The organism is Streptococcus sp. Marseille-Q5112 (genome assembly GCF_916700555.1).
GTDB classification, from domain to species: Bacteria; Bacillota; Bacilli; order Lactobacillales; family Streptococcaceae; genus Streptococcus; species Streptococcus symci.
The window spans coordinates 18,654-42,074 of record NZ_CAKAKP010000002.1 but is presented as its reverse complement, the minus strand read 5'-3'; the positions used below and the strand labels follow the sequence as shown (position 1 = coordinate 42,074).

Below are 23,421 nucleotides of genomic sequence, written 5' to 3'. Positions count from 1 at the left end.
TATTTCCTTTTATATATTGACATTTAAAAGAAATATTTTAAAATGAGGGAGAAATTATCTTGGTCCCTGTGATTGGGATAAAAATTTTATAAAAAAAGTTAAGCGCTTTCTTTTATGCAACAAAATCAATTTTTTAGGAGGAGAAAATGAAGAATCCATTTTTTGAAAGACGTTGTCGTTACAGTATTCGTAAGTTATCAGTAGGAGCCTGCTCGCTGATGATTGGGGCTGTTTTATTTGCTGGTCCAGCCTTGGCTGAAGAAACTGCAGTTCCTGAAAATAATGGAGCCAATACAGAGCTTGTTTCAGGAGAGAGTGAGCATCCAACTAATGAAGCTGACAAGCAGCATGAAGGAGAACATACTAGAGAAAATAAGCCAGAAAAGGCAGAAGGAGTAGCGACAGCATCTGAAACTGCTTCGCCAGCAAGCAATGAAGCTGCGACTACTGAAACCGCAGAAGCAGCTAGCGCAGCTAAACCAGAGGAAAAACCAAGTGAGGTGGCTGCAGAAACATCATCTGCAGAAGCAAAGCCTAAGTCTGACAAGGAAATAGAAGCAAAGCCTGAAGCAACTAGCCAAGGAGATGAGTCTAAGCCAGCGGCAGAAGCTAATAAGACTGAAAAAGAAGTCCAGCCAGATGTCCCTAAAAATACAGAAAAAACATTAAAACCAAAGGAAATCAAATTTAATTCTTGGGAGGATTTGTTGAAATGGGAACCGGGTGCGCGTGAGGATGATCCCATCAATCGTTCCTCAGTTGAACTAGCTAAGCGCCATAGAGGTCAGTTGGTGAATGAAAAAGCAAGTAGAAGAGCCAAGGTTCAGGCGCTAGCAAATACCAACTCAAAGGCTAAAGACCACGCTTCTGTTGGTGGAGAAGAATTCAAGGCCTACGCCTTTGACTACTGGCAATACTTGGATTCAATGGTCTTCTGGGAAGGTCTAGTCCCAACTCCAGATGTCATTGATGCAGGACATCGTAACGGAGTTCCCGTTTATGGAACACTTTTCTTCAACTGGTCCAACAGTATTGCCGACCAAGAGAAATTTGTTGCTGCTTTGAAACAAGATGAGGATGGAACCTTCCCTATTGCACGAAAACTTGTCGACCTTGCTAAGTACTATGGTTTTGATGGGTATTTTATCAACCAAGAAACAACAGGTGACTTAGTAACGCCACTTGGTGAAAAAATGCGTCAATTCATGCTCTATACAAAAGAATATGCGGCAAAAGTCAACCATCCAATCAAGTATGCTTGGTACGATGCCATGACCTATAAATATGGTCGTTATCACGAAGACGGTCTAGGTGATTACAACTACCAGTTCATGCAAAAAGAAGGTGACAAGGTCCCTGCGGATCAATTCTTTGCTAATTTCAACTGGAATAAGGAAAAGAATGACCACTCTGTAGAAATGGCAAAATGGCTGGAACGTAGCCAATATGATGTCTTTGCAGGATTGGAATTGCAACAAGGTGGTTCTTATAAGACAAAAGTTAAATGGGATGCCCTCTTAGATGAAAAAGGCAAGTTACGTTTGTCACTTGGACTCTTTGCACCAGATACAATTACCAGTCTAGGAAAAACAGGTGAAGACTACCACAAAAACGAAGATATCTTCTTCACAGGTTACCAAGGAGATCCGACAGCTCAAAAACCAGCGGACAAAGAGTGGTATGGGATTGCTAACCTAGTTGCCGACCGCACACCAGCAGTAGGCCGGACCTTCACTACCTCCTTTAATACAGGCCATGGTAGAAAGTGGTTTGTAGACGGAAAGGTTTCTAAGGATTCTGAGTGGAACTACCGTTCGGTTTCAGGTATCTTGCCAACATGGCGCTGGTGGCAGACTTCAACAGGGGAAAAACTTCGTGCAGAATATGACTTTACAGATGCCTACAATGGCGGAAATTCCCTTAAATTCTCAGGTGATGTAGCTGGTAAGACGGACCAGGATGTTAATTTGTATTCTACTAAGTTAGAAGTAACTGAGAAAACCAAACTTCGTGTTGCCCACAAGGGAGGAAAAGGCTCGAAAGTTTATATGGCCTTCTCTACAACTCCAGACTACAAATTCGATGATGCAGATGCATGGAAAGAGCTGACCCTTTCTGACAACTGGACAAATGAAGAATTTGATCTCAGCTCACTAGCAGGTAAAACCATCTATGCAGTCAAACTCTTCTTCGAGCATGAAGGAGCTGTAAAAGATTATCAGTTTAACCTAGGTCAATTAACAATTTCAGACAATCACCAAGCACCACAAGCACCTACGGGCCTTTCTGTGGTGAAACAATCTCTTAAAAATGCCCAAGAAGCGGAAGCAGTGGTCCAGTTTGCGGGTAATCAAGATGCGGATTTCTATGAAGTCTACGAAAAAGATGGGGATAACTGGCGTTTGTTGACAGGTTCATCTGCTTTAACCATCTACTTGCCAAAAGTTAGCCGTTCTGCTAATGCGACTGGTACGACGCAAGAATTGAAAGTCGTTGCAGTTGGTAAAAATGGCCTTCGTTCAGAAGCTGCGACGACATCCTTTAACTGGAGCATGACTGTTCAGGATACGACTCTCCCAAGACCTTTGGCTGAAAATATTGTTCCAGGGGCAACGGTTATCGGTAGCACTTTCCCGAATACCGAAGGTGGAGAAGGTATTGAAGGTATGTTGAACGGTACCATTACCAGTCTTTCAGACAAGTGGTCTTCAGGACAATTGAGCGGTAGTGTCGATATTCGTTTGACCCAACCACGTCGTGTTGTCAGATGGGTAATGGATCATGCGGGAGCTGGTGGTGAGTCTGTTAACGATGGTCTGATGAACACCAAGGATTTTGATCTTTACTACAAGGATACAGATGGCGAGTGGAAACTAGCTAAGGAAGTCCGTGGTAATAAAGCGCACGTTACAGATATCACTCTTGACAAACCAATTACTGCCCAAGACTGGCGTTTGCATGTCATTACATCTGATAACGGAACACCTTGGAAGGCCATTCGTATCTACAACTGGAAGATGTACGAAGCCTTGGACACTGAAAGTCAAAATATTCCAATGGCTAAGGTAGCTGCTCGTTCACTTGGAAACCACCAAGTTCAACTAGGCTTCTCTGATGTTCCGGCAGGCGCAACCATCACCGTTTACGACAAGGCTGATTCACAAACACCAATTGCAACCTTGAAGACTGAAACTGGTGGTGACTTGGCAACAGATCCATTGGGCTTTGATAAGCAACCAACTCTCCTCTACTATCGTACCCAACTACCTGGCAAAGAAATCAGTAACACCTTGGCTGTAGCGATTCCACAGGATGAGAGAAAAATTGCTGCAGTTAGCCTTGAAAAAGGACCTAAAAAGACAGTTTATAAAGAAGGAGAAAAACTGGACTTCAGAGGAGGAACACTCCGTGTTCAATACGAAGGGGGACAAGCCGACGAGCTGATTAACCTTACTCACTCAGGTGTGACGGTATCTGGATACGACGCTCATCAAAAAGGGGAACAAAACTTAACACTGCAATACCTTGGTTTACCAGTGTCAGGTGATCTGAAAGTCCAAGTGACAGGACAGGATGAAGGAAAACCAAAAGAAGTAGCGGGCTTGTATATTACTAAGAAACCAAAAACAGACTATCTAGTAGGAGATCAACTGGATCTCTCTGAAGGTCGCTTTGGTGTTCTCTATGATGATGAGACAGAAGAGACTCACAGCTTTACTGATGGAGGTGTTGAAATCACGGGCTACGATGCTCAGAAGACTGGACGCCAGACCTTGACCCTGCATTACAAGGGGCGCACAGCTGAGTTTGATGTCTTGGTTTCTCCAAAGGCTGCAGTTAATGATGAATACCTTAAACAAGAAATCACTGCTGCCCAAGGCCGTCAGTCAACCCTTGCCTATACCTTCTCAAGTGAGGACAAACAAGCTGTACTAGTAGAGAAACTCAATGCAGCGAAAGTTGTAGCAGAAAACCACAATGCTAGCCAAGAAGAAGTCAACAAAGCCTTGAATGAATTGAAACAAGCTGGGACAGACTTGGATGGAAATCAACGTTATCAGACTGCTAGAGAAGAATTGGAAGGTTTGCTTGAATCTGTCCGTGAAAAAGATTCTAAAGCTGAGTTGATTGAACAAGCAGAAACTTTGTTGGCTTCAGAGATGCCAACTCCACAAGCTTTTGCGGACATGAAAGAAAAGCTGAACAAGAAACTAGCTCCTGCAGAAGAAAGTCATCATGTTGGTAGCATGGATCCAAGTGAAGTAGCCCCAACAGTTGAAGTCCTCCCTGAACTAGTTGTTGAAACTGAAACAATAGCCTATGAACGTCAAGAACGACCAAATGCGAACCTTCTTAAAGGTCAACGTCAACTTGTCCAAAAAGGAGAAGAAGGGCAAATTCGTCGTCTAGTAGAAGTAGATAGTCAAGGCAATCGTACGCTTCGCGCTACAGAAGTTTTGAAAGAAGCAACCCCTGAAATCGTAGAAGTTGGAACCAAAGTCTTTTCAAGTAACCAACCGGCTGAGGGAGTAAAAGACCTGGTTCTAGAAACTCCGAAACTAGAAATTGAAGAGGATACAGTGGTCTTCGAACGTCAAGAGCGACCAAATGTGAACCTTCTTAAAGGTCAACGTCAACTTGTCCAAGCAGGAGTTGAGGGGCAAATTCGTCGTCTAGTAGAAGTAGATGTCCAAGGTAAACGCACCCTTCGTTCGACTGAAGTTCTCAAGGAAGCTGTTCCAGAGATTACCGAAGTAGGTACAAAAGTTCTATCAAGCAATCAACCAGCTGAGGGAGTAAAAGACCTAGTTCTAGAGACTCCGAAACTAGAAGTTGAAGAAATTGAAGTATCCTTTGAACGTCAAGAACGTTCAAGCTCAGAACTTCTCAAAGGTCAACGTCAACTTGTCCAAGCAGGAGTTGAGGGACAAATTCGTCGCTTGGTTGAAGTAGATAGTCAAGGCAATCGTACCCTTCGTACAACAGAAGTTCTCAAGGAAGCTCTTCCGGAAATTATTGAAGTTGGAACGAAAGAAGAGCAAGACTCTCAAAAAACAGGTCAAGCTCTTTTAGCAACACCGACAAATGAAAAAGTAGGTAAAGAACTTCCAAATACTGGAGTAACAAGAGATGCTAGTCTAGTAGCACTAGGACTCCTCGGAGTGATGAGTGGCTATGGCCTACTTGCTGGAAAGAAGAGAGAAAACGAATCGATTTAGGATTCTTGCATTTCCTCATAACAACTAAAAACAAGGTTTGACTGCAGATTAGTCAAACCTCGTTTTAACTAGTAAAAATCAGTGGAAGAATGAGATGGATTAACTACTTTTTCTTGTATTACTTAGTGATTTGAAAAGGTTTTTCTAGTTTTGATTTTTAGAAATGCTAGTTTTCGTTGCAAGAAAGAACTGGAAAAGTTTAGGGTTTTTCTATCTCTTTTGCTGATTTTGTGATATAATTAACACGTATAAAAAAAGAAGGAGTCATATCTAATGGCAAAATTGACTGTTAAAGACGTTGAATTGAAAGGGAAAAAAGTTCTCGTTCGTGTTGACTTCAACGTACCTGTAAAAGATGGCGTGATTACCAACGACAACCGTATCACTGCAGCTCTTCCAACTATCAAGTACATCCTTGAACAAGGTGGACGTGCTATCCTCTTCTCTCACCTTGGCCGTGTAAAAGAAGAAGCAGACAAAGCTGGTAAATCACTTGCTCCTGTAGCTGCTGACTTGGCAGCTAAATTGGGTCAAGACGTTGCTTTCCTTCCAGGTGTCACTCGTGGTGCTGAATTGGAAGCAGCGATTAACGCTCTTGAAGATGGACAAGTTCTCTTGGTTGAAAACACTCGTTACGAAGATGTTGATGGCAAGAAAGAATCTAAAAACGATCCTGAACTTGGTAAATACTGGGCATCACTTGGAGATGGTATCTTCGTAAACGATGCATTCGGTACAGCTCACCGTGCACACGCATCTAACGTTGGTATCTCAGCAAACGTTGAAAAAGCAGTTGCTGGATTCCTTCTTGAAAACGAAATTGCCTACATCCAAGAAGCAGTTGAAGCTCCAGAACGTCCATTCGTGGCTATCCTTGGTGGTTCAAAAGTTTCAGACAAGATCGGTGTTATCGAAAACTTGCTTGAAAAAGCTGATAAAGTCCTTATCGGTGGTGGTATGACTTACACATTCTACAAAGCACAAGGTATCGAAATCGGTAACTCACTTGTAGAAGAAGACAAATTGGATGTTGCGAAAGCTCTTCTTGAAAAAGCAAACGGTAAATTGATCTTGCCAGTTGACTCAAAAGAAGCTAACGCATTTGCTGGCTACACTGAAGTGCGTGACACTGAAGGTGAAGCAGTTTCTGAAGGCTTCCTTGGTCTTGACATCGGTCCAAAATCTATTGCTAAATTTGACGAAGCTTTGACTGGTGCCAAAACAGTTGTATGGAACGGACCTATGGGTGTATTTGAAAACCCTGACTTCCAAGCTGGAACAATCGGTGTGATGGACGCTATCGTGAAACAACCAGGCGTTAAATCAATCATCGGTGGTGGTGACTCAGCTGCCGCAGCGATTAACCTTGGCCGTGCAGACAAATTCTCATGGATTAGTACGGGCGGAGGTGCTTCAATGGAACTCCTTGAAGGTAAAGTTCTTCCAGGACTTGCAGCCTTGACAGAAAAATAAGATTTTATAAATAAATCAAAGAAGAGAGGGATGAAAGTTCCTCTTTTCTTTTGCTTAAAATAAAAACGCTTCCTCTCAACTATTACTCATAAAAATCACCGATTTATGATAAAATGGAAATAGAAAGTTGAGATTATGAGTTATTTTAAAAAATATAAATTCGATAAATCCCAGTTCAAACTTGGTATGCGAACCTTTAAAACAGGTATTGCTGTTTTTCTAGTTCTCTTGATTTTTGGCTTTTTTGGTTGGAAAGGTCTTCAAATTGGTGCTTTGACAGCCGTTTTTAGCCTGAGGGAGAGTTTTGATAAGAGTGTCCATTTTGGGACTTCGCGTATTCTAGGAAATAGTATCGGTGGCCTCTATGCCCTAGTCTTCTTCTTATTAAATACCTTTTTCCACGAAGCCTTTTGGGTAACCTTAGTAGTTGTTCCAATATGCACCATGTTAACCATTATGACAAATGTAGCCATGAATAACAAAGCAGGGGTTATTGGTGGTGTAGCAGCTATGTTAATCATTACCCTATCGATTCCGAGTGGTGAAACAATTTTGTACGTGTTTGCGCGTGTATCAGAAACTTTCATGGGAGTTTTTGTCGCAATTCTGGTAAATTACGATATTGATCGTATTAGGCTCTTTTTAGAGAAAAAAGAAAAATAATGTCACATTTTATAACATTATCAATTGACGTTTGTCTTTTTTTAGACTATAATATACAGAAAGAAGGAAATTGTAAATGAAGGAAAAAGAATTTCGCCGAAATATGGCTGTTTTTCCTATCGGCAGTGTTATGAAGTTGACCGACCTATCGGCTCGTCAGATTCGTTATTATGAAGATCAAGAGTTGATCAAGCCGGATCGAAACGAAGGAAACCGTCGCATGTATTCCTTGAATGACATGGATCGTCTGCTTGAAATCAAAGATTATATCTCTGAAGGTTATAATATCGCTGCCATTAAGAAAAAATATGCTGAACGTGAAGCGAAATCCAAGAAAGCGGTGAGTCAGACTGAGGTGCGTCGTGCACTTCACAATGAACTCCTTCAACAGGGTCGCTTTGCTTCAGTACGGTCACCTTTTGGTCGCGGTTAGGCAACCGCAAGTAGTCATACATTAAGGAGAAAACTCATGCCAATCACAGCTGCAGATATTCGTCGTGAAGTCAAGGAAAAAAATGTTACCTTTATCCGTCTCATGTTCTCAGATATTTTGGGGACGATGAAGAACGTCGAAATTCCTGCTACAGATGAACAGTTAGATAAAGTCTTGTCAAACAAGGCTATGTTTGATGGATCTTCTATCGAAGGTTTTGTACGTATCAATGAGTCAGATATGTACTTGTACCCTGACTTAGATACATGGACAGTCTTCCCTTGGGGAGATGAAAATGGAAGTGTTGCAGGTTTGATCTGTGATGTCTATACAACAGAAGGTGAACCATTTGCAGGTGACCCTCGTGGGAATCTCAAACGTGCTCTTCGTCACATGGAAGAAGTGGGATTCAAATCCTTCAACCTTGGACCAGAGCCAGAATTCTTCCTATTTAAACTAGATGAAAATGGGGATCCAACGCTTGAAGTAAATGACAAGGGTGGCTACTTTGATTTGGCACCTACGGACCTTGCGGACAACACACGTCGTGAGATTGTGAATGTCTTGACCAAAATGGGATTTGAAGTAGAAGCGAGTCACCACGAGGTTGCGGTTGGACAGCATGAGATTGACTTTAAGTATGATGAAGTCCTCCGTGCTTGTGATAAGATTCAAATCTTTAAACTTGTTGTTAAAACCATTGCTCGCAAACATGGGCTTTACGCAACCTTTATGGCCAAGCCAAAATTTGGTATTGCTGGATCAGGTATGCACTGTAACATGTCCTTGTTTGATGCAGAAGGAAATAACGCCTTCTTTGATCCAAATGATCCAAAAGGAATGCAGTTGTCAGAAACAGCCTATCATTTCCTTGGTGGTTTGATTAAGCATGCCTACAACTATACTGCCATCATGAACCCAACAGTTAATTCATACAAACGTTTGGTTCCAGGTTATGAAGCGCCTGTTTACATTGCTTGGGCTGGTCGTAACCGTTCGCCACTTGTGCGCGTGCCTGCTTCACGTGGTATGGGAACTCGTCTTGAGTTGCGTTCAGTGGATCCAATGGCAAACCCATACATCGCTATGGCGGTTCTGTTGGAAGTTGGTCTGCATGGTATTGAAAATAAAATTGAAGCACCAGCTCCTATCGAAGAAAATATCTACATCATGACAGCAGAAGAGCGTAAGGAAGCTGGTATTACAGACCTTCCATCAACTCTTCACAATGCCTTGAAAGCTTTGACAGAAGATGAGGTTGTCAGAGCAGCTCTTGGAGAACATATCTATACTAGTTTCCTTGAAGCTAAACGAATTGAATGGGCAAGTTATGCAACCTTCGTTTCACAATGGGAAATTGATAACTATTTAGATCTTTACTAATATAGAAGAAAGATTGCCTGAGGGCGGTCTTTTTTTCTTGCTTTTTATATCGAAGTGTGATACATTTTATATAACGAAGTGCGATATATCGAACTAAATAGGAGGTGCTTATAAATGGAATTAACGGATAAGATTCGTCGAGTTTATCTTCCGATGACGGAAACGGGTTTTTATATCTTGTTCTGTCTGCAAAAGGAACGTCATGGTTATAGTATTACGCAAAAAGTTAAGGAAATGACAGATTCGCAAGTCTTGATTAGTCCTGGAACTATGTATGGAACCTTGTCAAAGATGGAAAAGGATGGTTTGATTTCCTTTGTTCGCGAAGAGGAAAAACGGAAAATCTATCATATTACAGACTTGGGACGAAAAGTCTTAGATATTGAATTGAAGCGTATTGAACGGCTCTATAGAAACAGTCGGGAGGAGCTCTGATGGAAAAGAAGGTTGTTTATAGAATTGCTACCATTGCGGATTATGATAGAGAGGCTTTCTATCTCAGAGAAATGCATGCTCAGGGCTGGAAACTTAGGAAAGTAAGCTATTCTATCTTGTTGTTTGCAGTTAAGTATACCTTTGAAAAGTGTCAGCCTGAACAAGTGTCTTATCAGTTGGACTTTTATCCCATGAAAAAATCAGAGAGAGCCTCCTATTTACAACTATTTAAAGACTGTGGCTGGGAGCATATTACAAACTTTAATGGTTTTTCCTACTTTAGAAAAGCACATTCTGAAATTGAGTCGGATGCGGAGTTTGAAATTTATAATGATGCGGCCGGGAGGTTAGCTATGGTCAAACGTATTTTAACAATGCGGATACTTCCTATCTTGCTTCTCTTTGCAGCTCTACTACCGATTTTTTCAAAGTTTGTCAGTGGAGTTAGTTCTTTCAGTTGGGCATTGTTTTTAATTTTCATAATAGATGGTGTTTTATTAATAGTTTTTGCGATTCAGATTTCTTATATTCTTTGCAGATTGAGTCAAAAGTGGAAAGAATTATCTAATAAATAACACCAGGCATGTTTTCTAATTTTGGGGTAAGATAATGAAAAATAAACTACAATTTCGAATTTTCACCATTCTTGATTTGGATAAGGAAGAAGAATATTTACATGAGATGCACTTGAAAGGTTGGAGATATAGAACTAATCGTTTTGGTTTTTTCTATTTTGAACGGTGCCAACCAGATGATATCATTTATCATATCTATGATTCTAGATTTCTTAAAAAGTATAAGCATGAACTACAAGATTTTAGAAAAAGAGGTTGGGAATTGATAGAAATAGGTTTTTGTTCAATTCTTCGTAAACCAACTTCTGATATACTTTCAGAGGAGAAAGTCTATATGCGTAATGATCTTAGATGGGAAGTTATGCGGTCTAGACTTCGTTCCTGTATAGCCGCTTTCTCAGGTGGTCTTGTTGTTTGTATGAGTTTGTTTCGAGAAGAACTGTCGCAACCTTTCTTTGTTATTTTTGTTTTATATGCTTTTCTAATTTCTTACCTAATCTATGGTTATTTCAGATTAAAAAGGAAATACCAGGTAGATGAGTAGTAAGACTCTAGGTCTTCAGACTGATTTTTAGCACTCTTGATAAAAGAGTGCTAATTTTTTGAGTTTTTGTCTTGACATTCTCTTTTAAGGGTGTATAATAGAATCATAAGTTAGCACTTGAGTGCATCGAGTGCTAATTGATCAGACAGAGAGGAGTGATGAGATGGTTACAGAGCGTCAGCAGGATATTTTAAATCTGATTATTGACATCTTTACCAAAACGCACGAACCTGTCGGATCCAAAGCCTTGCAAGAGTCTATTAACTCTAGCAGTGCAACCATTCGTAATGACATGGCGGCTCTAGAAAAGCAAGGTTTGCTTGAGAAGGCTCATACTTCAAGTGGTCGGATGCCAAGTGTTGCTGGTTTTCAGTACTATGTGAAACACTCACTAGATTTTGACCGACTGGCTGAAAATGAGGTATATGAGATTGTCAAAGCCTTTGATCAGGAATTCTTCAAATTGGAGGATATTCTGCAAGAGGCAGCTAATCTACTAACAGACCTGAGTGGCTGTACGGTAGTAGCACTGGATGTTGAGCCGAGCAGGCAACGTTTGACAGCCTTTGATATCGTTGTTTTGGGGCAACATACAGCCTTGGCAGTATTTACCCTAGACGAGTCTCGAACGGTTACCAGTCAGTTTCTGATTCCAAGGAACTTCTTGCAGGAGGATTTGCTGAAACTGAAGAGCATCATTCAGGAACGTTTCCTCGGTCACACCGTTCTAGATATTCACTACAAGATTCGGACAGAGATTCCGCAGATTATCCAGCGTTACTTTACAACAACGGATAATGTCATTGATCTCTTTGAACATATCTTTAAGGAAATGTTCAACGAAAACATTGTGGTGGCGGGCAAGGTTAATCTCTTGAATTTTGCCAATCTGGCAGCTTATCAGTTCTTTGACCAACCGCAAAAGGTGGCTCTGGAGATTCGTGAGGGGCTGCATGAGGATCAGATGCAAAATGTCCGAGTTGCAGACAGTCAAGAGTCCTGTCTAGCTGACCTAGCGGTGATTAGTAGCAAGTTTCTCATTCCTTATCGGGGAGTTGGAATTCTAGCCATTATCGGTCCAGTCAATCTGGATTACCAACAGCTAATCAACCAAGTCAATGTGGTCAACCGTGTTTTGACCATGAAGTTGACAGATTTTTACCGCTACCTCAGCAGTAATCATTACGAAGTACATTAAGATTGAAATCATTAAAGGAGGCGAAAATGGCCCAAGATATAAAAAATGAAGAAGTAGAAGAAGTTCAAGAAGAGGAAGTTGTGGAAACAGCTGAAGAAACAACTCCTGAGAAGTCTGAGTTGGACTTGGCAAATGAACGTGCAGATGAGTTCGAAAACAAATACCTTCGCGCTCATGCAGAAATGCAAAATATCCAACGCCGTGCCAATGAAGAGCGTCAAAACTTGCAACGTTATCGTAGCCAGGACTTGGCAAAAGCGATTCTCCCTTCTTTGGATAACCTTGAGCGTGCACTCGCGGTTGAAGGTTTGACAGACGATGTCAAAAAAGGATTGGAAATGGTGCAAGAAAGCTTGATTCACGCTTTGAAAGAAGAAGGAATCGAAGAAATCGCAGCTGACGGTGAATTTGACCATAACTACCATATGGCAATCCAAACTCTTCCAGCAGACGATGAACACCCAGCAGATACCATCGCCCAAGTCTTCCAAAAAGGCTACAAACTCCATGACCGCATCCTACGCCCAGCAATGGTAGTGGTGTATAACTAGGCAATTCTGACGGTAGCTAAAGCAACTCGTCAGAAAACGGCAATCGCTATGGCGTTTGCCTAGCCTCCTTACTAACTCGTCGTCGAAATAATATCGATTTCGACTCCTCGTGTCGTAACATAAATACATTGAAAACTTGTCCGAAACGACACTAAACTATGAAGAAAGATAAAATATATTTGGCTTTGCAATAGTGAGCGAAGCGAACCAAAGACGATACTCTTTGCCGTGGCGCTATTTGCGCAAACTTTGAGACCTTAGGCTCAAAGTTTAGTCAAAGAGCTTGACGAAGTCAAGCTCTGACGGCGCCGCCACTTAAGAAGAGTATCAAAAAGAAAATAGAATATAAAATTTAAGGAGAAAAAACATGTCTAAAATTATCGGTATTGACTTAGGTACAACAAACTCAGCAGTAGCAGTTCTTGAAGGAACTGAAAGCAAAATCATCGCAAACCCAGAAGGAAACCGCACAACTCCATCTGTAGTCTCATTCAAAAACGGCGAAATCATCGTTGGTGATGCTGCAAAACGTCAAGCAGTTACAAATCCAGATACAGTCATCTCTATCAAATCTAAAATGGGAACTTCTGAAAAAGTTTCTGCTAACGGAAAAGAATACACTCCACAAGAAATCTCAGCTATGATTCTTCAATACTTGAAAGGCTACGCTGAAGACTACCTTGGCGAAAAAGTAACCAAAGCAGTTATCACAGTTCCAGCTTACTTCAACGATGCTCAACGTCAAGCAACAAAAGACGCTGGTAAAATCGCTGGTCTTGAAGTAGAACGTATCGTCAACGAACCAACAGCAGCCGCTCTTGCTTACGGTTTGGACAAGACTGATAAAGAAGAAAAAATCTTGGTATTCGACCTTGGTGGTGGTACATTCGACGTATCTATCCTTGAATTGGGTGACGGTGTCTTCGACGTATTGTCAACTGCAGGGGACAACAAACTTGGTGGTGACGACTTTGACCAAAAAATCATTGACTACTTGGTAGCAGAATTCAAGAAAGAAAACGGTATTGACTTGTCTACTGACAAGATGGCAATGCAACGTTTGAAAGATGCAGCTGAAAAAGCGAAGAAAGACCTTTCTGGTGTAACTTCAACACAAATTAGCTTGCCATTTATCACTGCAGGTGAAGCTGGACCTCTTCACTTGGAAATGACTTTGACTCGTGCTAAATTTGACGATTTGACTCGTGACCTTGTAGAACGTACAAAAGTTCCAGTTCGTCAAGCCCTTTCAGATGCAGGTTTGAGCTTGTCAGAAATCGACGAAGTTATCCTTGTTGGTGGTTCAACTCGTATCCCAGCCGTTGTCGAAGCTGTTAAGGCTGAAACTGGTAAAGAACCAAACAAATCAGTTAACCCTGACGAAGTAGTTGCTATGGGTGCTGCCATCCAAGGTGGTGTGATTACTGGTGATGTCAAAGACGTTGTCCTTCTTGACGTAACACCATTGTCACTTGGTATCGAAACAATGGGTGGCGTCTTCACAAAACTTATCGATCGCAACACTACTATTCCAACATCTAAATCACAAGTCTTCTCAACAGCGGCAGACAACCAACCAGCAGTTGATATTCATGTTCTTCAAGGTGAACGCCCAATGGCAGCAGATAACAAGACTCTTGGACGTTTCCAATTGACAGATATCCCAGCTGCACCTCGTGGAATTCCTCAAATCGAAGTAACATTTGACATCGACAAGAACGGTATCGTGTCTGTTAAGGCCAAAGACCTTGGAACTCAAAAAGAACAAACTATTGTGATCCAATCTAACTCAGGTTTGACTGACGAAGAAATCGACCGCATGATGAAAGATGCAGAAGCTAATGCTGAAGCAGATAAGAAACGTAAAGAAGAAGTTGACCTTCGTAACGAAGTAGACCAAGCAATCTTCGCAACTGAAAAGACAATCAAGGAAACTGAAGGCAAAGGCTTCGATGCAGAACGTGACGCTGCCCAAGCTGCCCTTGATGATCTTAAAAAAGCTCAAGAAGACAACAACTTGGACGACATGAAAGCAAAACTTGAAGCATTGAACGAAAAAGCTCAAGGACTTGCTGTTAAACTCTACGAACAAGCCGCAGCAGCTCAACAAGCTCAAGCAGGAGCAGAAGGTGCACAAGCAACAGGAAACGCAGGCGATGACGTCGTGGACGGAGAGTTTACTGAAAAATAAGATGCAAAGCCCGTTAAAACCTCACAGTGAAAATAGGAAATCTGACGCAGAAACTTTAGTTTCTAGAAAGATTTATCTTTTTCACCAAGAGGTTAGGGCGTGCTCAATTTAGCATTACTAGTTTGATTTTTAAAACTCGAACGTCGTAATGATAAGAAGAAATCCAGAGGTTGCAACCCAGCCTCTGTTTTTCGATAAAATAGAGGATGTTGCGTATGAAAAAAGTACTTTGTATCATTTATCCTAATTTTTCTCTTTATGAGATAACCACTTTAACAAGTACTTTAGCTCTGTCTTTTGATATCACGATTGATTATGTAGCTTCTGAGAATTCGATGGTGGTCTCTGAGGATGGTTTGCCCTGTCAACCGACGAAAACATTGGATCAAATCCGTATAGAAGATTATTCTTGTGTGATTTTGCCAGGAATGGTAAATATAGGGCCTGCTCTACAGGATGAGAAATTGATCTCATTTTTGAGAAGTCTTGATGAGCAAGATGTCTTAATTGCAGCTATTTCTTCAGCGCCTCTTTTATTGGCGAAAGCAGGTTTGTTGAACGAGACGAAATTTACAGGTGGAATTTGGCAAAACTTCTTTGACTATTTTGAATTTCTTCCACGTGAGAATTTTCAACCGAAAGTTCTTGTGCAAGATAAACAAATTATTACGGCAATTGGTTTTGCACATCAAGAGTTTGCAAGAAAAGTGATTCTAAGTTTAGGGTTGGCAAAGAATACGCACAACTATTTTAAAGAAAAAAACGAGTACGCTGAAGAGGATTTGTTATTTACTCTATCAGACGAAGAGTTTGATCAAGTGAAGCGAAGTATAGAAAACAGCTTCTAAAGATTTACATGAAAATTATAGAAAGGAACAAGGGTGTTCAGGGAATTGAACACGGGTTCCCAAATTTCTTACTCAATATAACAGAAAGGAATTGAACCCGACCTAAATCGAGGTTTCGTTCCGCAACAATAACAGAAAGGAATAAGGGTGTTCAGGGAATTGAACACGGGCTACGGACTGTGCCAAAAAGATAGTTTTTTCTAGGACGCAAGCGTCCGTCGTCAAAAAACCTATTTTGGCTGTGTCCGTTTGACGCCCTTTGTATCTTGAATTATGAACAATACTGAATTTTATGATCGTCTGGGGGTGTCAAAAAACGCTTCGGCAGACGAGATCAAAAAGGCTTATCGTAAGCTTTCGAAGAAATACCACCCAGATATCAACAAGGAGCCTGGTGCTGAGGAAAAGTACAAGGAAGTTCAGGAAGCCTATGAGACTTTGAGTGACGACCAAAAACGTGCGGCCTATGACCAATACGGTGCTGCTGGAGCCAACGGTGGTTTTGGTGGAGCTGGTGGTTTCGGCGGTTTCGATGGGGCAGGAGGCTTCGGTGGTTTTGAAGATATCTTCTCAAGTTTCTTCGGCGGAGGCGGTGCTTCACGCAATCCAAATGCTCCTCGTCAAGGGGATGACCTTCAGTATCGTGTGAACTTGACCTTTGAAGAAGCTATTTTTGGAGCTGAAAAAGAAGTTAAGTACAATCGTGAAGCAAGCTGTAGTACATGTAATGGCTCAGGTGCTAAGCCAGGAACAAGTCCAGTCACTTGTGGACGCTGTCATGGAGCTGGTGTCATTAATGTTGATACGCAGACTCCGCTTGGTATGATGCGTCGTCAAGTGACCTGTGATGTCTGTCACGGTCGCGGAAAAGAAATCAAAGATCCATGTACAACTTGTCACGGAACAGGGCATGAAAAACAAGCTCATAGTGTACATGTCAAAATCCCTGCTGGTGTGGAAACAGGTCAACAAATTCGCCTAGCCGGTCAAGGTGAAGCTGGATTTAACGGTGGACCTTATGGTGACTTGTATGTAGTGGTTTCTGTGGAAGCCAGCGACAAGTTTGAACGTGAAGGAACGACTATCTTCTACAATCTCAACCTCAACTTTGTCCAAGCAGCTCTTGGTGATACAGTAGATATCCCAACTGTTCATGGTGATGTTGAATTGGTTATCCCAGAGGGAACTCAGACTGGTAAGAAATTCCGTCTACGTGGCAAAGGAGCTCCGAGTCTTCGTGGTGGTGCAGTTGGTGACCAATATGTTACCGTTAATGTCGTAACACCGACAGGCTTGAATGACCGCCAAAAAGCAGCCTTGAAAGAATTCGCAGCTGCAGGTGATTTAAAAGTCAATCCAAAGAAAAAGGGCTTCTTTGACCATATTAAAGATGCCTTTGAAGGAGAATAACACAAAAAGAGCCGTTGGGCTCTTTTTACTTTATTCTTTGTAATGTTAGCATTGGAACAATCACTCATCGGCTGATTTTCTATCAGATCTTTGCTTGAGCAAGCCAGCTGCATCCATATCTTGGATGAGTTGCTTGATTTCCGCTTCTTTACCAGGCTTAATGGTAACGGTATCAATATGGTTGATTGCAGAGTTATCCTGAATATCCACTAAAGTCAAGGCTTTTTCATAGAATGCAATTCCCTTTTTTAGACTTTCCTGATCCTTCCAATATAGAACTGAGTAATCAGGATTTGGTTTCTTTCCGATTTCTTGTAAATAATTCCTACTTTCCTTCTTTAAAAATTGCAATAAACCATGATTGAACAAGTTATCCCCTACTTTATAGTAGGAGATATCTCCAGTCTGTAGGACATAGACTTCGAGTTGGTTTTTGGTGAGATTTGGACTTTCTTTTAAGACGGGATGGCTATTGATGACCTCATCTGAGAAAGTAACATAAAAATTTAAGCCCCCACCCTCGTATTTATATCTTCCATTTGATTTTACTTTCTTAGGAGGCATGTCAAGGGAGGTAAAGATTTGTTTGAGGGCGTTATTTCCCTTGTGAATGTCAATCGGTGAGGCTCTGAAGGCAAAAAACAGTACTAGAAATGCTAGGACCGCAAGAAGGCTAAGGCAACCACAAGGGATTAGGATGATCTGTGCCAGAATTTTAAAAAACTGTTTCATTTTCATTCCTCTTTTTTGTTTGACCCTGACAACCTAAAATAGATTTAAGGAAAGTTCATGGCTCTTTTTACTTATCTTCGATTTCCTGTGTTTCTTTTATCACAGCTAGTCTAGTCTGGATATCTTTTTCCAAGACCTTAAACTTGTAAGTCAGGTCTTCTTGGTATTCCTTGATGAGTTCTTTTTGCTGGTCAATGATTTGTAGGCTGTTTTGGATAATATCTACATCATCCTTGATAGCTTGAACGCGGTCAGTGGTATTCAAGACTTCATCTGTGATGGTTTGGCGATTTTTTGTGACCAGATAACTTCCGGCTGCAGCTCCTGCAAATAGCAGTAGATTGGATAATTTCATGGCAACTCCTTAGGCGTTTTTGATGGTTTCAGCGACTTGAGCAAGTTTGTCAAAGTCTGGTTCGTGGGCGATAAAATCAATCTTGAGGTCATCGTCCGCACTGTAGCGAGGTACGAGGTGAACGTGGGTATGAAAGACGGTTTGCCCTGCGATTTCTTCACAGTTAGCAATGATATTCATACCAGCAGCCTTGGTAGCTTTCATGACTTTTTGAGCTACTTTTGGTACTTGGGCAAAGAGTTGGCTAGCGCTAGTAGCGTCCATCTCCAAAAGATTGCGATAGTGTTCCTTTGGCACGACTAAGGTGTGTCCTGGTGTCACTTGAGAGATATCAAGAAAGGCAAGAACCTGCTCATCTTCATATACTTTTGAAGCAGGAATTTCCCCTGCAATGATTTTACAAAAAATGCAATCTGACATAAAATCTACCTCTACTGTATTGAATTTTGATATAATATAGCTACATTATACCAGATTTGGAGAAAATATGTTAGAAATTAAAAACCTGACAGGTGGCTATGTTCATGTCCCTGTCTTGAAAGATGTGTCCTTTACTGTTGAAAGTGGGCAGTTAGTTGGTTTGATTGGTCTCAATGGCGCTGGGAAATCAACGACAATTAATGAAATTATCGGTCTGTTGACACCTTATAGCGGTTCTATCAATATCAATGGTCTGACCCTGCAAGAAGATGCAACGAGCTACCGCAAGCAGATTGGCTACATTCCTGAGACGCCTAGCCTGTATGAGGAATTGACCCTTAGAGAGCATATCGAAACGGTTGCTATGGCTTATAGTATTGAGCAAAAGGTAGCTTTTGAGCGAGTAGAACCTTTATTAAAAATGTTCCGTCTGGACCAGAAATTGGACTGGTTCCCTGTTCATTTTTCAAAAGGGATGAAGCAGAAGGTCATGATTATCTGTGCTTTTGTGGTGGATCCGAGTCTCTTCATCGTGGATGAGCCTTTCCTTGGTCTCGATCCGCTGGCTATTGCAGACTTGATTCAGCTTTTGGAAGTGGAAAAGCAAAAAGGCAAGTCTATTCTCATGAGTACCCACGTGCTGGATTCGGCTGAGAAGATGTGTGATGCCTTTGTCATTCTCCACAAGGGGGAAGTGCGTGCCAAGGGAAATCTGGCGCAACTGCGCGAAGCCTTTGATATGCCTGAGGCTAGTTTGAATGATATTTACTTGGCTCTGACCAAAGAGGAGGAGTTATGAAAGACTTGTTTTTAAAGAGAAAGCAGGCTTTTCGTAAGGAGTGTCTTGGTTATTTGCGCTATGTTCTCAATGACCACTTTGTCTTGTTCCTGCTTGTCCTGCTGGGCTTTCTAGCCTACCAGTACAGTCAACTCTTGCAACATTTTCCTGAAAATCATTGGCCTATCCTTTTGTTTGTAGGAATTACCTCTGTTTTACTTTTGCTTTGGGGAGGAATTGCCACCTATATGGAGGCTCCAGACAAGCTCTTTCTCTTAGTCGGAGAAGAGGAAATCAAGCTCCATCTCAAGCGTCAAACGGGCATTTCTCTAGTCTTTTGGCTCTTTGTCCAGACCCTTTTCTTGCTGTTATTTGCGCCTTTATTTTTGGCAATGGGTTATGGCTTGCCAGTTTTTCTGGTCTATGTGCTTTTATTGGGGGTAGGAAAATATCTGCTCTTTCGTCAAAAGGCCAGCAAATTTTTCACTGAAACTGGACTAGACTGGGATTATGTCATTTCCCAAGAAAGCAAGCGTAAGCAAGTCTTGCTTCGTTTCTTTGCCCTCTTTACTCAGGTCAAGGGAATTTCAAACAGCGTCAAGCGTCGTGCCTATCTGGACTTTATCCTAAAGGTTGTTCAGAAGGTGCCTGGGAAGATTTGGCAAAATCTCTATCTGCGTTCTTATTTGCGAAATGGAGACCTCTTTGCCCTCAGTCTCCGTCTGCTCTTACTTTCCTTGCTGGCGCAGGTCTTTATCGAGCAAGCTTGGATTGCGACAGCAGTGGTGGTTCTCTTTAACTACCTCTTGCTCTTCCAGTTGCTGGCTCTCTATCATGCCTTTGACTACCAGTATCTGACCCAACTCTTTCCACTGGACAAGGGGCAAAAGGAAAAAGGCTTGCAGGCGGTAGTCCGAGGATTGACCAGTTTTGTTTTACTTGTGGAATTAGTTGTCGGCCTTGTGACCTTCCAAGAAAAACTAGCCCTTCTAGCCTTACTGGGTGCAGGTTTGATTTTACAAGTCTTGTATTTGCCTTATCAGGTAAAACGTCAGATGCAGGATTAATCTTGCCTATATGACACTAAAAAAGAAGTTGAGTTCAGTTTGTCTCAACTTCTTTTATTTTTTACAAGATAATGGTTGGTCCGTAGAGGCTCAACTTGGTCTTGACTTGGTCAAAGTGGAATCGGTCATAGGCCCGCCAAGCGGCGCGAGTAGGAGCATCTGGATTGAGAGCGCTGAGTCCCATGAGAAGACTGGAAGTCTGGTAAAATTTTTCCAATTCAATCAAGACTCGATTATCCACTGTCTCAGACTTGGCTAGAAAACCAAGAATAGAGTTTAATTGCTCCTGAAAGCGGACGTCGTCAGCGGTTGCCTGTTTGCATGTTTGGTAGGCTTTGTTTAAGTCAGTAATCAAAGTCTGAGCTCTTTTGATAGGGTCTGTATCTGTCATGAGAATTCCTCCTTTAATCGGGGTGCTAGTCTTGTTTCTAGCAACTGTGTTTTGATACTGTCAGTCTATCACTTTTATCTCCTTTTTCACCATAAAATCTTTAATTGTACTTGAAATTTCCTGAATGGTACTGTTAAGATTTTATGATAAAATAGTGGTAAGATTATCATGCTTATTTGAGGAACAAGATACCCTTCAGGAGCGTTGAAGGCTTGTTTAGGATTTGGTGGGCTTGTATCATAGTATTTTTGCTATTCTCTTTTTAGGAAGAAATTAAAACAAGGAGAGTAAAAAGATGAGAATATTTGTTTTAGAAGATGACTTTTCCCAACAGACTAGGATTGAAACGACCATTGAGAAACTCTTGAAGGAACATCATATCACTCCTAGCTCTTTTGAGGTCTTTGGAAAGCCAGACCAGCTGCTGGCAGAGGTGCATGAGAAGGGAGCGCATCAGCTATTCTTTTTGGATATTGAGATTCGAAATGAGGAGATGAAAGGGCTGGAAGTGGCTAGAAAAATTCGGGATCGAGATCCTTATGCTCTCATCGTCTTTGTGACGACTCACTCGGAGTTTATGCCTCTATCTTTTCGCTACCAAGTGTCTGCTCTGGACTACATTGATAAGGCCTTGTCAGCAGAGGAGTTTGAATCTCGGATCGAGACAGCCCTTCTCTATGCCAATAGTCAAGACAGTAAAAGTCTAGCTGAAGATTGCTTTTACTTTAAATCAAAATTTGCCCAATTCCAGTATCCTTTTAAAGAGGTTTATTATCTTGAAACGTCGCCCAGAGCCCATCGTGTTATTCTCTATACCAAGACAGACAGACTGGAATTTACAGCGAGTTTAGAGGAGGTTTTTAAGCAGGAACCCCGTCTCTTGCAGTGCCATCGCTCTTTTCTCATCAATCCTGCCAATGTGGTTCGTTTGGATAAGAAAGAAAAACTGCTTTACTTTCCCAATGGTGGAAGCTGTATGATAGCGCGTTATAAGGTCAGGGAAGTGTCTGAAGCCATCAATAAATTACACTGAGCTAGGAGAGTTTATGAACATTGCTTGGATATTGTTGTATTTTCTTGTTATTAATGGACTAGAAATTGTCATTTTCTTTAAGGTAGATGGAATTGGTCTCACTTTTGAGAGGATTTTTAAAGCTTTTCTTTTGAAATTTCTTCTAGGGGCCATTTTTGCGACTTTTCAATTTTTGGATGTAAGTGAATATTTGTCCTATTTTATAGAACCTTTGTTCGGTATATGTCTATCTTTCTTACTGTTAAGAGGGCTTCCTAAAAAACTCCTTTTCTTTTATGGTCTCTTTCCAATTGTATTGATGGATCTCTTTTACAGAAGTGTTTCCTATTTTGTGTTTCCGTTTTTGGGGCAAGGGATTGTAGATGGAGATGGAAATCCTCTCTTTTTGTTGATTATGCTATTCGTTTGCTTCATAGTATTAGTCTTTTTGAAATGGTTGGACTATGATTTTACTAGATTGAGAAAGGAGTTTCTCGATAAAGGTTTTCAACAGTCCCTGACTAAGATTAACTGGATAATGGGGGCTTACTTTCTAGTCATGGAAAATCTGTCTTACTTTGAATATGCATACGATATCCAATCAAAGACTGTTCGCCATCTTATCCTAGTTTTTTACCTCCTCTTTTTTATGGGGATTGTCAAGAAATTGGATACCTATTTGAAGGACAAACTCCATGAGAGATTGGAGCAAGAGCAGCTCTTGCGCTACAGAGATATGGAACGCTATAGTCGGCATATAGAGGAACTTTATAAGGAAGTGCGGAGTTTTCGCCATGACTACACCAACCTCTTAACCAGCTTACGTCTGGGCATTGAAGAGGAGGATATGGAGCAGATAAAAGAGGTCTACGACTCGGTCTTAAAGGATTCTAGTCAGAAATTGCAGGACAACAAATATGACCTTGGTAGATTGGTGAATATTCGGGACCGTGCCCTCAAAAGTCTTCTAGCAGGGAAATTTCTAAAAGCTAGAGATAAGAACATTGTCTTTAATGTCGAAGTTCCTGAGGAGATTCAGGTTGAGGGGATGAGCCTACTTGATTTTCTAACCATTGTGTCTATCCTTTGTGACAATGCTATTGAAGCCAGTGCAGAGGCTAGTCAACCTCATGTTTCAATCGCCTTTTTAAAAAATGGAGCACAGGAGACTTTTATCATCGAAAACTCCATCAAAGAAGAGGGCATAGATATTTCTGAGATCTTCTCCTTTGGAGCCAGTTCTAAAGGGGAGGAGAGAGGAGTTGGTCTCTATACCGTCATGAAAATTGTGGAAAGCCATCCCAATACCAGCCTGAATACCACCTGTCAAAATCAAATCTTTCGTCAGGTTTTAACGATTCACTCGATGTCAGTTGATGATTAGAAGATCTGTGGAAAGAAGTACCGCCTGTAGTCATCAATTAAAATGCCATAGTATATGAGGTGTCCTATATGAATAAGAAATCCTTTTTTATCATCTGTTCTACGTTGATCATAGCATCGAATATTCTCATGATTTCCGTGGTGAATAAGGGAGAAGAAATGGGGAGTAATCTGTTTGTGATTGCTATAGCTTGTGTTATGTTACCATCCTTTTTATATGCGGTTGAGAACCGAATGGCTTCTTTAATTCGGACAGGGTCAGTAGCTTTACTCTTATTGACAGTATTGTCTTTAGTCCGTCTTGTCAACAGAATAGAGAGGACGCCTGAAATTCTCAACATTATTATTACCCTCCTGGTT

General features: G+C 41.3%; 21 protein-coding genes. 17 read left to right on the top strand and 4 right to left on the bottom strand.

Going from position 1 to position 23,421, the window contains the following annotated elements:
* Nucleotides 1-146: 146 nt before the first annotated feature.
* The 13 genes from LG372_RS02190 (at nucleotide 147) to dnaJ (ending at nucleotide 16,923) form a co-directional block, all read left to right on the top strand.
* On the top strand, nucleotides 147-5,219 hold the full coding sequence (locus tag LG372_RS02190; protein WP_225742011.1) for an endo-beta-N-acetylglucosaminidase: 5,073 nt from the start codon (nucleotides 147-149) through the stop codon (nucleotides 5,217-5,219).
* A gap of 273 nt (nucleotides 5,220-5,492) precedes the next feature.
* Entirely contained in the window at nucleotides 5,493-6,692 is a 1,200-nt protein-coding gene (locus LG372_RS02185) for a phosphoglycerate kinase (protein ID WP_042750167.1), read from the top strand.
* Between the two features lie 135 nt (nucleotides 6,693-6,827).
* Nucleotides 6,828-7,355 carry an FUSC family protein gene (locus tag LG372_RS02180; protein ID WP_000119915.1) on the top strand — a complete coding sequence of 176 codons (528 nt, stop codon included), beginning with the start codon at nucleotides 6,828-6,830 and terminating at the stop codon, nucleotides 7,353-7,355.
* Nucleotides 7,356-7,431: 76 nt separating this feature from the next.
* Nucleotides 7,432-7,788, top strand: a complete 357-nt coding sequence (glnR, locus tag LG372_RS02175) for a transcriptional repressor GlnR (RefSeq protein WP_000659548.1) — start codon at nucleotides 7,432-7,434, stop codon at nucleotides 7,786-7,788.
* Between the two features lie 36 nt (nucleotides 7,789-7,824).
* A complete protein-coding gene (gene glnA / locus LG372_RS02170; RefSeq protein ID WP_001122886.1) occupies nucleotides 7,825-9,171 on the top strand; it encodes a type I glutamate--ammonia ligase in 1,347 nt (448 codons plus the stop codon).
* A 114-nt stretch (nucleotides 9,172-9,285) separates the two neighbouring features.
* Complete coding sequence (locus tag LG372_RS02165; RefSeq protein WP_225742010.1) at nucleotides 9,286-9,606, top strand: PadR family transcriptional regulator; 321 nt, start codon at nucleotides 9,286-9,288, stop codon at nucleotides 9,604-9,606.
* The gene (locus LG372_RS09745; RefSeq protein WP_318783311.1) at nucleotides 9,606-10,181 is read left to right on the top strand and encodes a DUF2812 domain-containing protein; all 576 of its coding nucleotides are present in this window, start codon (nucleotides 9,606-9,608) and stop codon (nucleotides 10,179-10,181) included. Before LG372_RS02165 ends, LG372_RS09745 begins: the two co-directional genes overlap by 1 nt.
* Before the next feature lie 34 nt (nucleotides 10,182-10,215).
* Nucleotides 10,216-10,725 (top strand): DUF2812 domain-containing protein, encoded by a 510-nt coding sequence (locus tag LG372_RS02155; RefSeq protein ID WP_225742009.1) that lies wholly within the window; start codon nucleotides 10,216-10,218, stop codon nucleotides 10,723-10,725.
* A gap of 163 nt (nucleotides 10,726-10,888) precedes the next feature.
* Nucleotides 10,889-11,923 carry a heat-inducible transcriptional repressor HrcA gene (hrcA, locus tag LG372_RS02150; RefSeq protein WP_004261010.1) on the top strand — a complete coding sequence of 345 codons (1,035 nt, stop codon included), beginning with the start codon at nucleotides 10,889-10,891 and terminating at the stop codon, nucleotides 11,921-11,923.
* 26 nt (nucleotides 11,924-11,949) lie between these two features.
* Nucleotides 11,950-12,474, top strand: a complete 525-nt coding sequence (grpE, locus tag LG372_RS02145) for a nucleotide exchange factor GrpE (protein WP_000046029.1) — start codon at nucleotides 11,950-11,952, stop codon at nucleotides 12,472-12,474.
* Nucleotides 12,475-12,841: 367 nt separating this feature from the next.
* Nucleotides 12,842-14,665, top strand: a complete 1,824-nt coding sequence (gene dnaK, locus LG372_RS02140) for a molecular chaperone DnaK (protein WP_049493655.1) — start codon at nucleotides 12,842-12,844, stop codon at nucleotides 14,663-14,665.
* Between the two features lie 215 nt (nucleotides 14,666-14,880).
* Entirely contained in the window at nucleotides 14,881-15,513 is a 633-nt protein-coding gene (locus LG372_RS02135; protein ID WP_042750176.1) for a DJ-1/PfpI family protein, read from the top strand.
* A 273-nt stretch (nucleotides 15,514-15,786) separates the two neighbouring features.
* Complete coding sequence (gene dnaJ, locus LG372_RS02130) at nucleotides 15,787-16,923, top strand: molecular chaperone DnaJ (protein ID WP_001066308.1); 1,137 nt, start codon at nucleotides 15,787-15,789, stop codon at nucleotides 16,921-16,923.
* Nucleotides 16,924-16,983: 60 nt separating this feature from the next.
* On the opposite strand, the gene LG372_RS02125 is transcribed toward dnaJ, so the two are convergent.
* From LG372_RS02125 to LG372_RS02115, 3 genes are all read right to left on the bottom strand, one after another.
* Nucleotides 16,984-17,661, bottom strand: a complete 678-nt coding sequence (locus LG372_RS02125; RefSeq protein WP_080977203.1) for a hypothetical protein — start codon at nucleotides 17,659-17,661, stop codon at nucleotides 16,984-16,986.
* Nucleotides 17,662-17,722: 61 nt separating this feature from the next.
* Nucleotides 17,723-18,010 carry a hypothetical protein gene (locus tag LG372_RS02120; protein WP_000777754.1) on the bottom strand — a complete coding sequence of 96 codons (288 nt, stop codon included), beginning with the start codon at nucleotides 18,008-18,010 and terminating at the stop codon, nucleotides 17,723-17,725.
* A gap of 9 nt (nucleotides 18,011-18,019) precedes the next feature.
* Nucleotides 18,020-18,430, bottom strand: coding sequence for an HIT family protein (locus LG372_RS02115; protein ID WP_001278317.1), 411 nt, complete (start codon nucleotides 18,428-18,430; stop codon nucleotides 18,020-18,022).
* A gap of 67 nt (nucleotides 18,431-18,497) precedes the next feature.
* Between LG372_RS02115 and LG372_RS02110 the strand changes: the two genes are divergently transcribed.
* Together LG372_RS02110 and LG372_RS02105 are read left to right on the top strand one after the other, a co-directional pair.
* Nucleotides 18,498-19,229 carry an ABC transporter ATP-binding protein gene (locus LG372_RS02110; protein WP_084923465.1) on the top strand — a complete coding sequence of 244 codons (732 nt, stop codon included), beginning with the start codon at nucleotides 18,498-18,500 and terminating at the stop codon, nucleotides 19,227-19,229.
* Complete coding sequence (locus tag LG372_RS02105) at nucleotides 19,226-20,275, top strand: ABC transporter permease (protein ID WP_225742008.1); 1,050 nt, start codon at nucleotides 19,226-19,228, stop codon at nucleotides 20,273-20,275. Before LG372_RS02110 ends, LG372_RS02105 begins: the two co-directional genes overlap by 4 nt.
* A gap of 61 nt (nucleotides 20,276-20,336) precedes the next feature.
* Here the strand turns inward: LG372_RS02105 and LG372_RS02100 are convergent, their stop codons facing one another.
* Nucleotides 20,337-20,666: a helicase BlpT gene (locus tag LG372_RS02100; protein ID WP_225742007.1), complete on the bottom strand. Its 330-nt coding sequence runs from the start codon at nucleotides 20,664-20,666 to the stop codon at nucleotides 20,337-20,339.
* A 295-nt stretch (nucleotides 20,667-20,961) separates the two neighbouring features.
* On the opposite strand from LG372_RS02100, the gene LG372_RS02095 reads away from it, so the two are divergent.
* Together LG372_RS02095 and LG372_RS02090 are read left to right on the top strand one after the other, a co-directional pair.
* Nucleotides 20,962-21,699 carry a response regulator transcription factor gene (locus LG372_RS02095; RefSeq protein ID WP_225742006.1) on the top strand — a complete coding sequence of 246 codons (738 nt, stop codon included), beginning with the start codon at nucleotides 20,962-20,964 and terminating at the stop codon, nucleotides 21,697-21,699.
* A gap of 13 nt (nucleotides 21,700-21,712) precedes the next feature.
* A complete protein-coding gene (locus LG372_RS02090; protein ID WP_225742005.1) occupies nucleotides 21,713-23,062 on the top strand; it encodes a sensor histidine kinase in 1,350 nt (449 codons plus the stop codon).
* The last annotated feature ends 359 nt before the right edge of the window (nucleotides 23,063-23,421 follow it).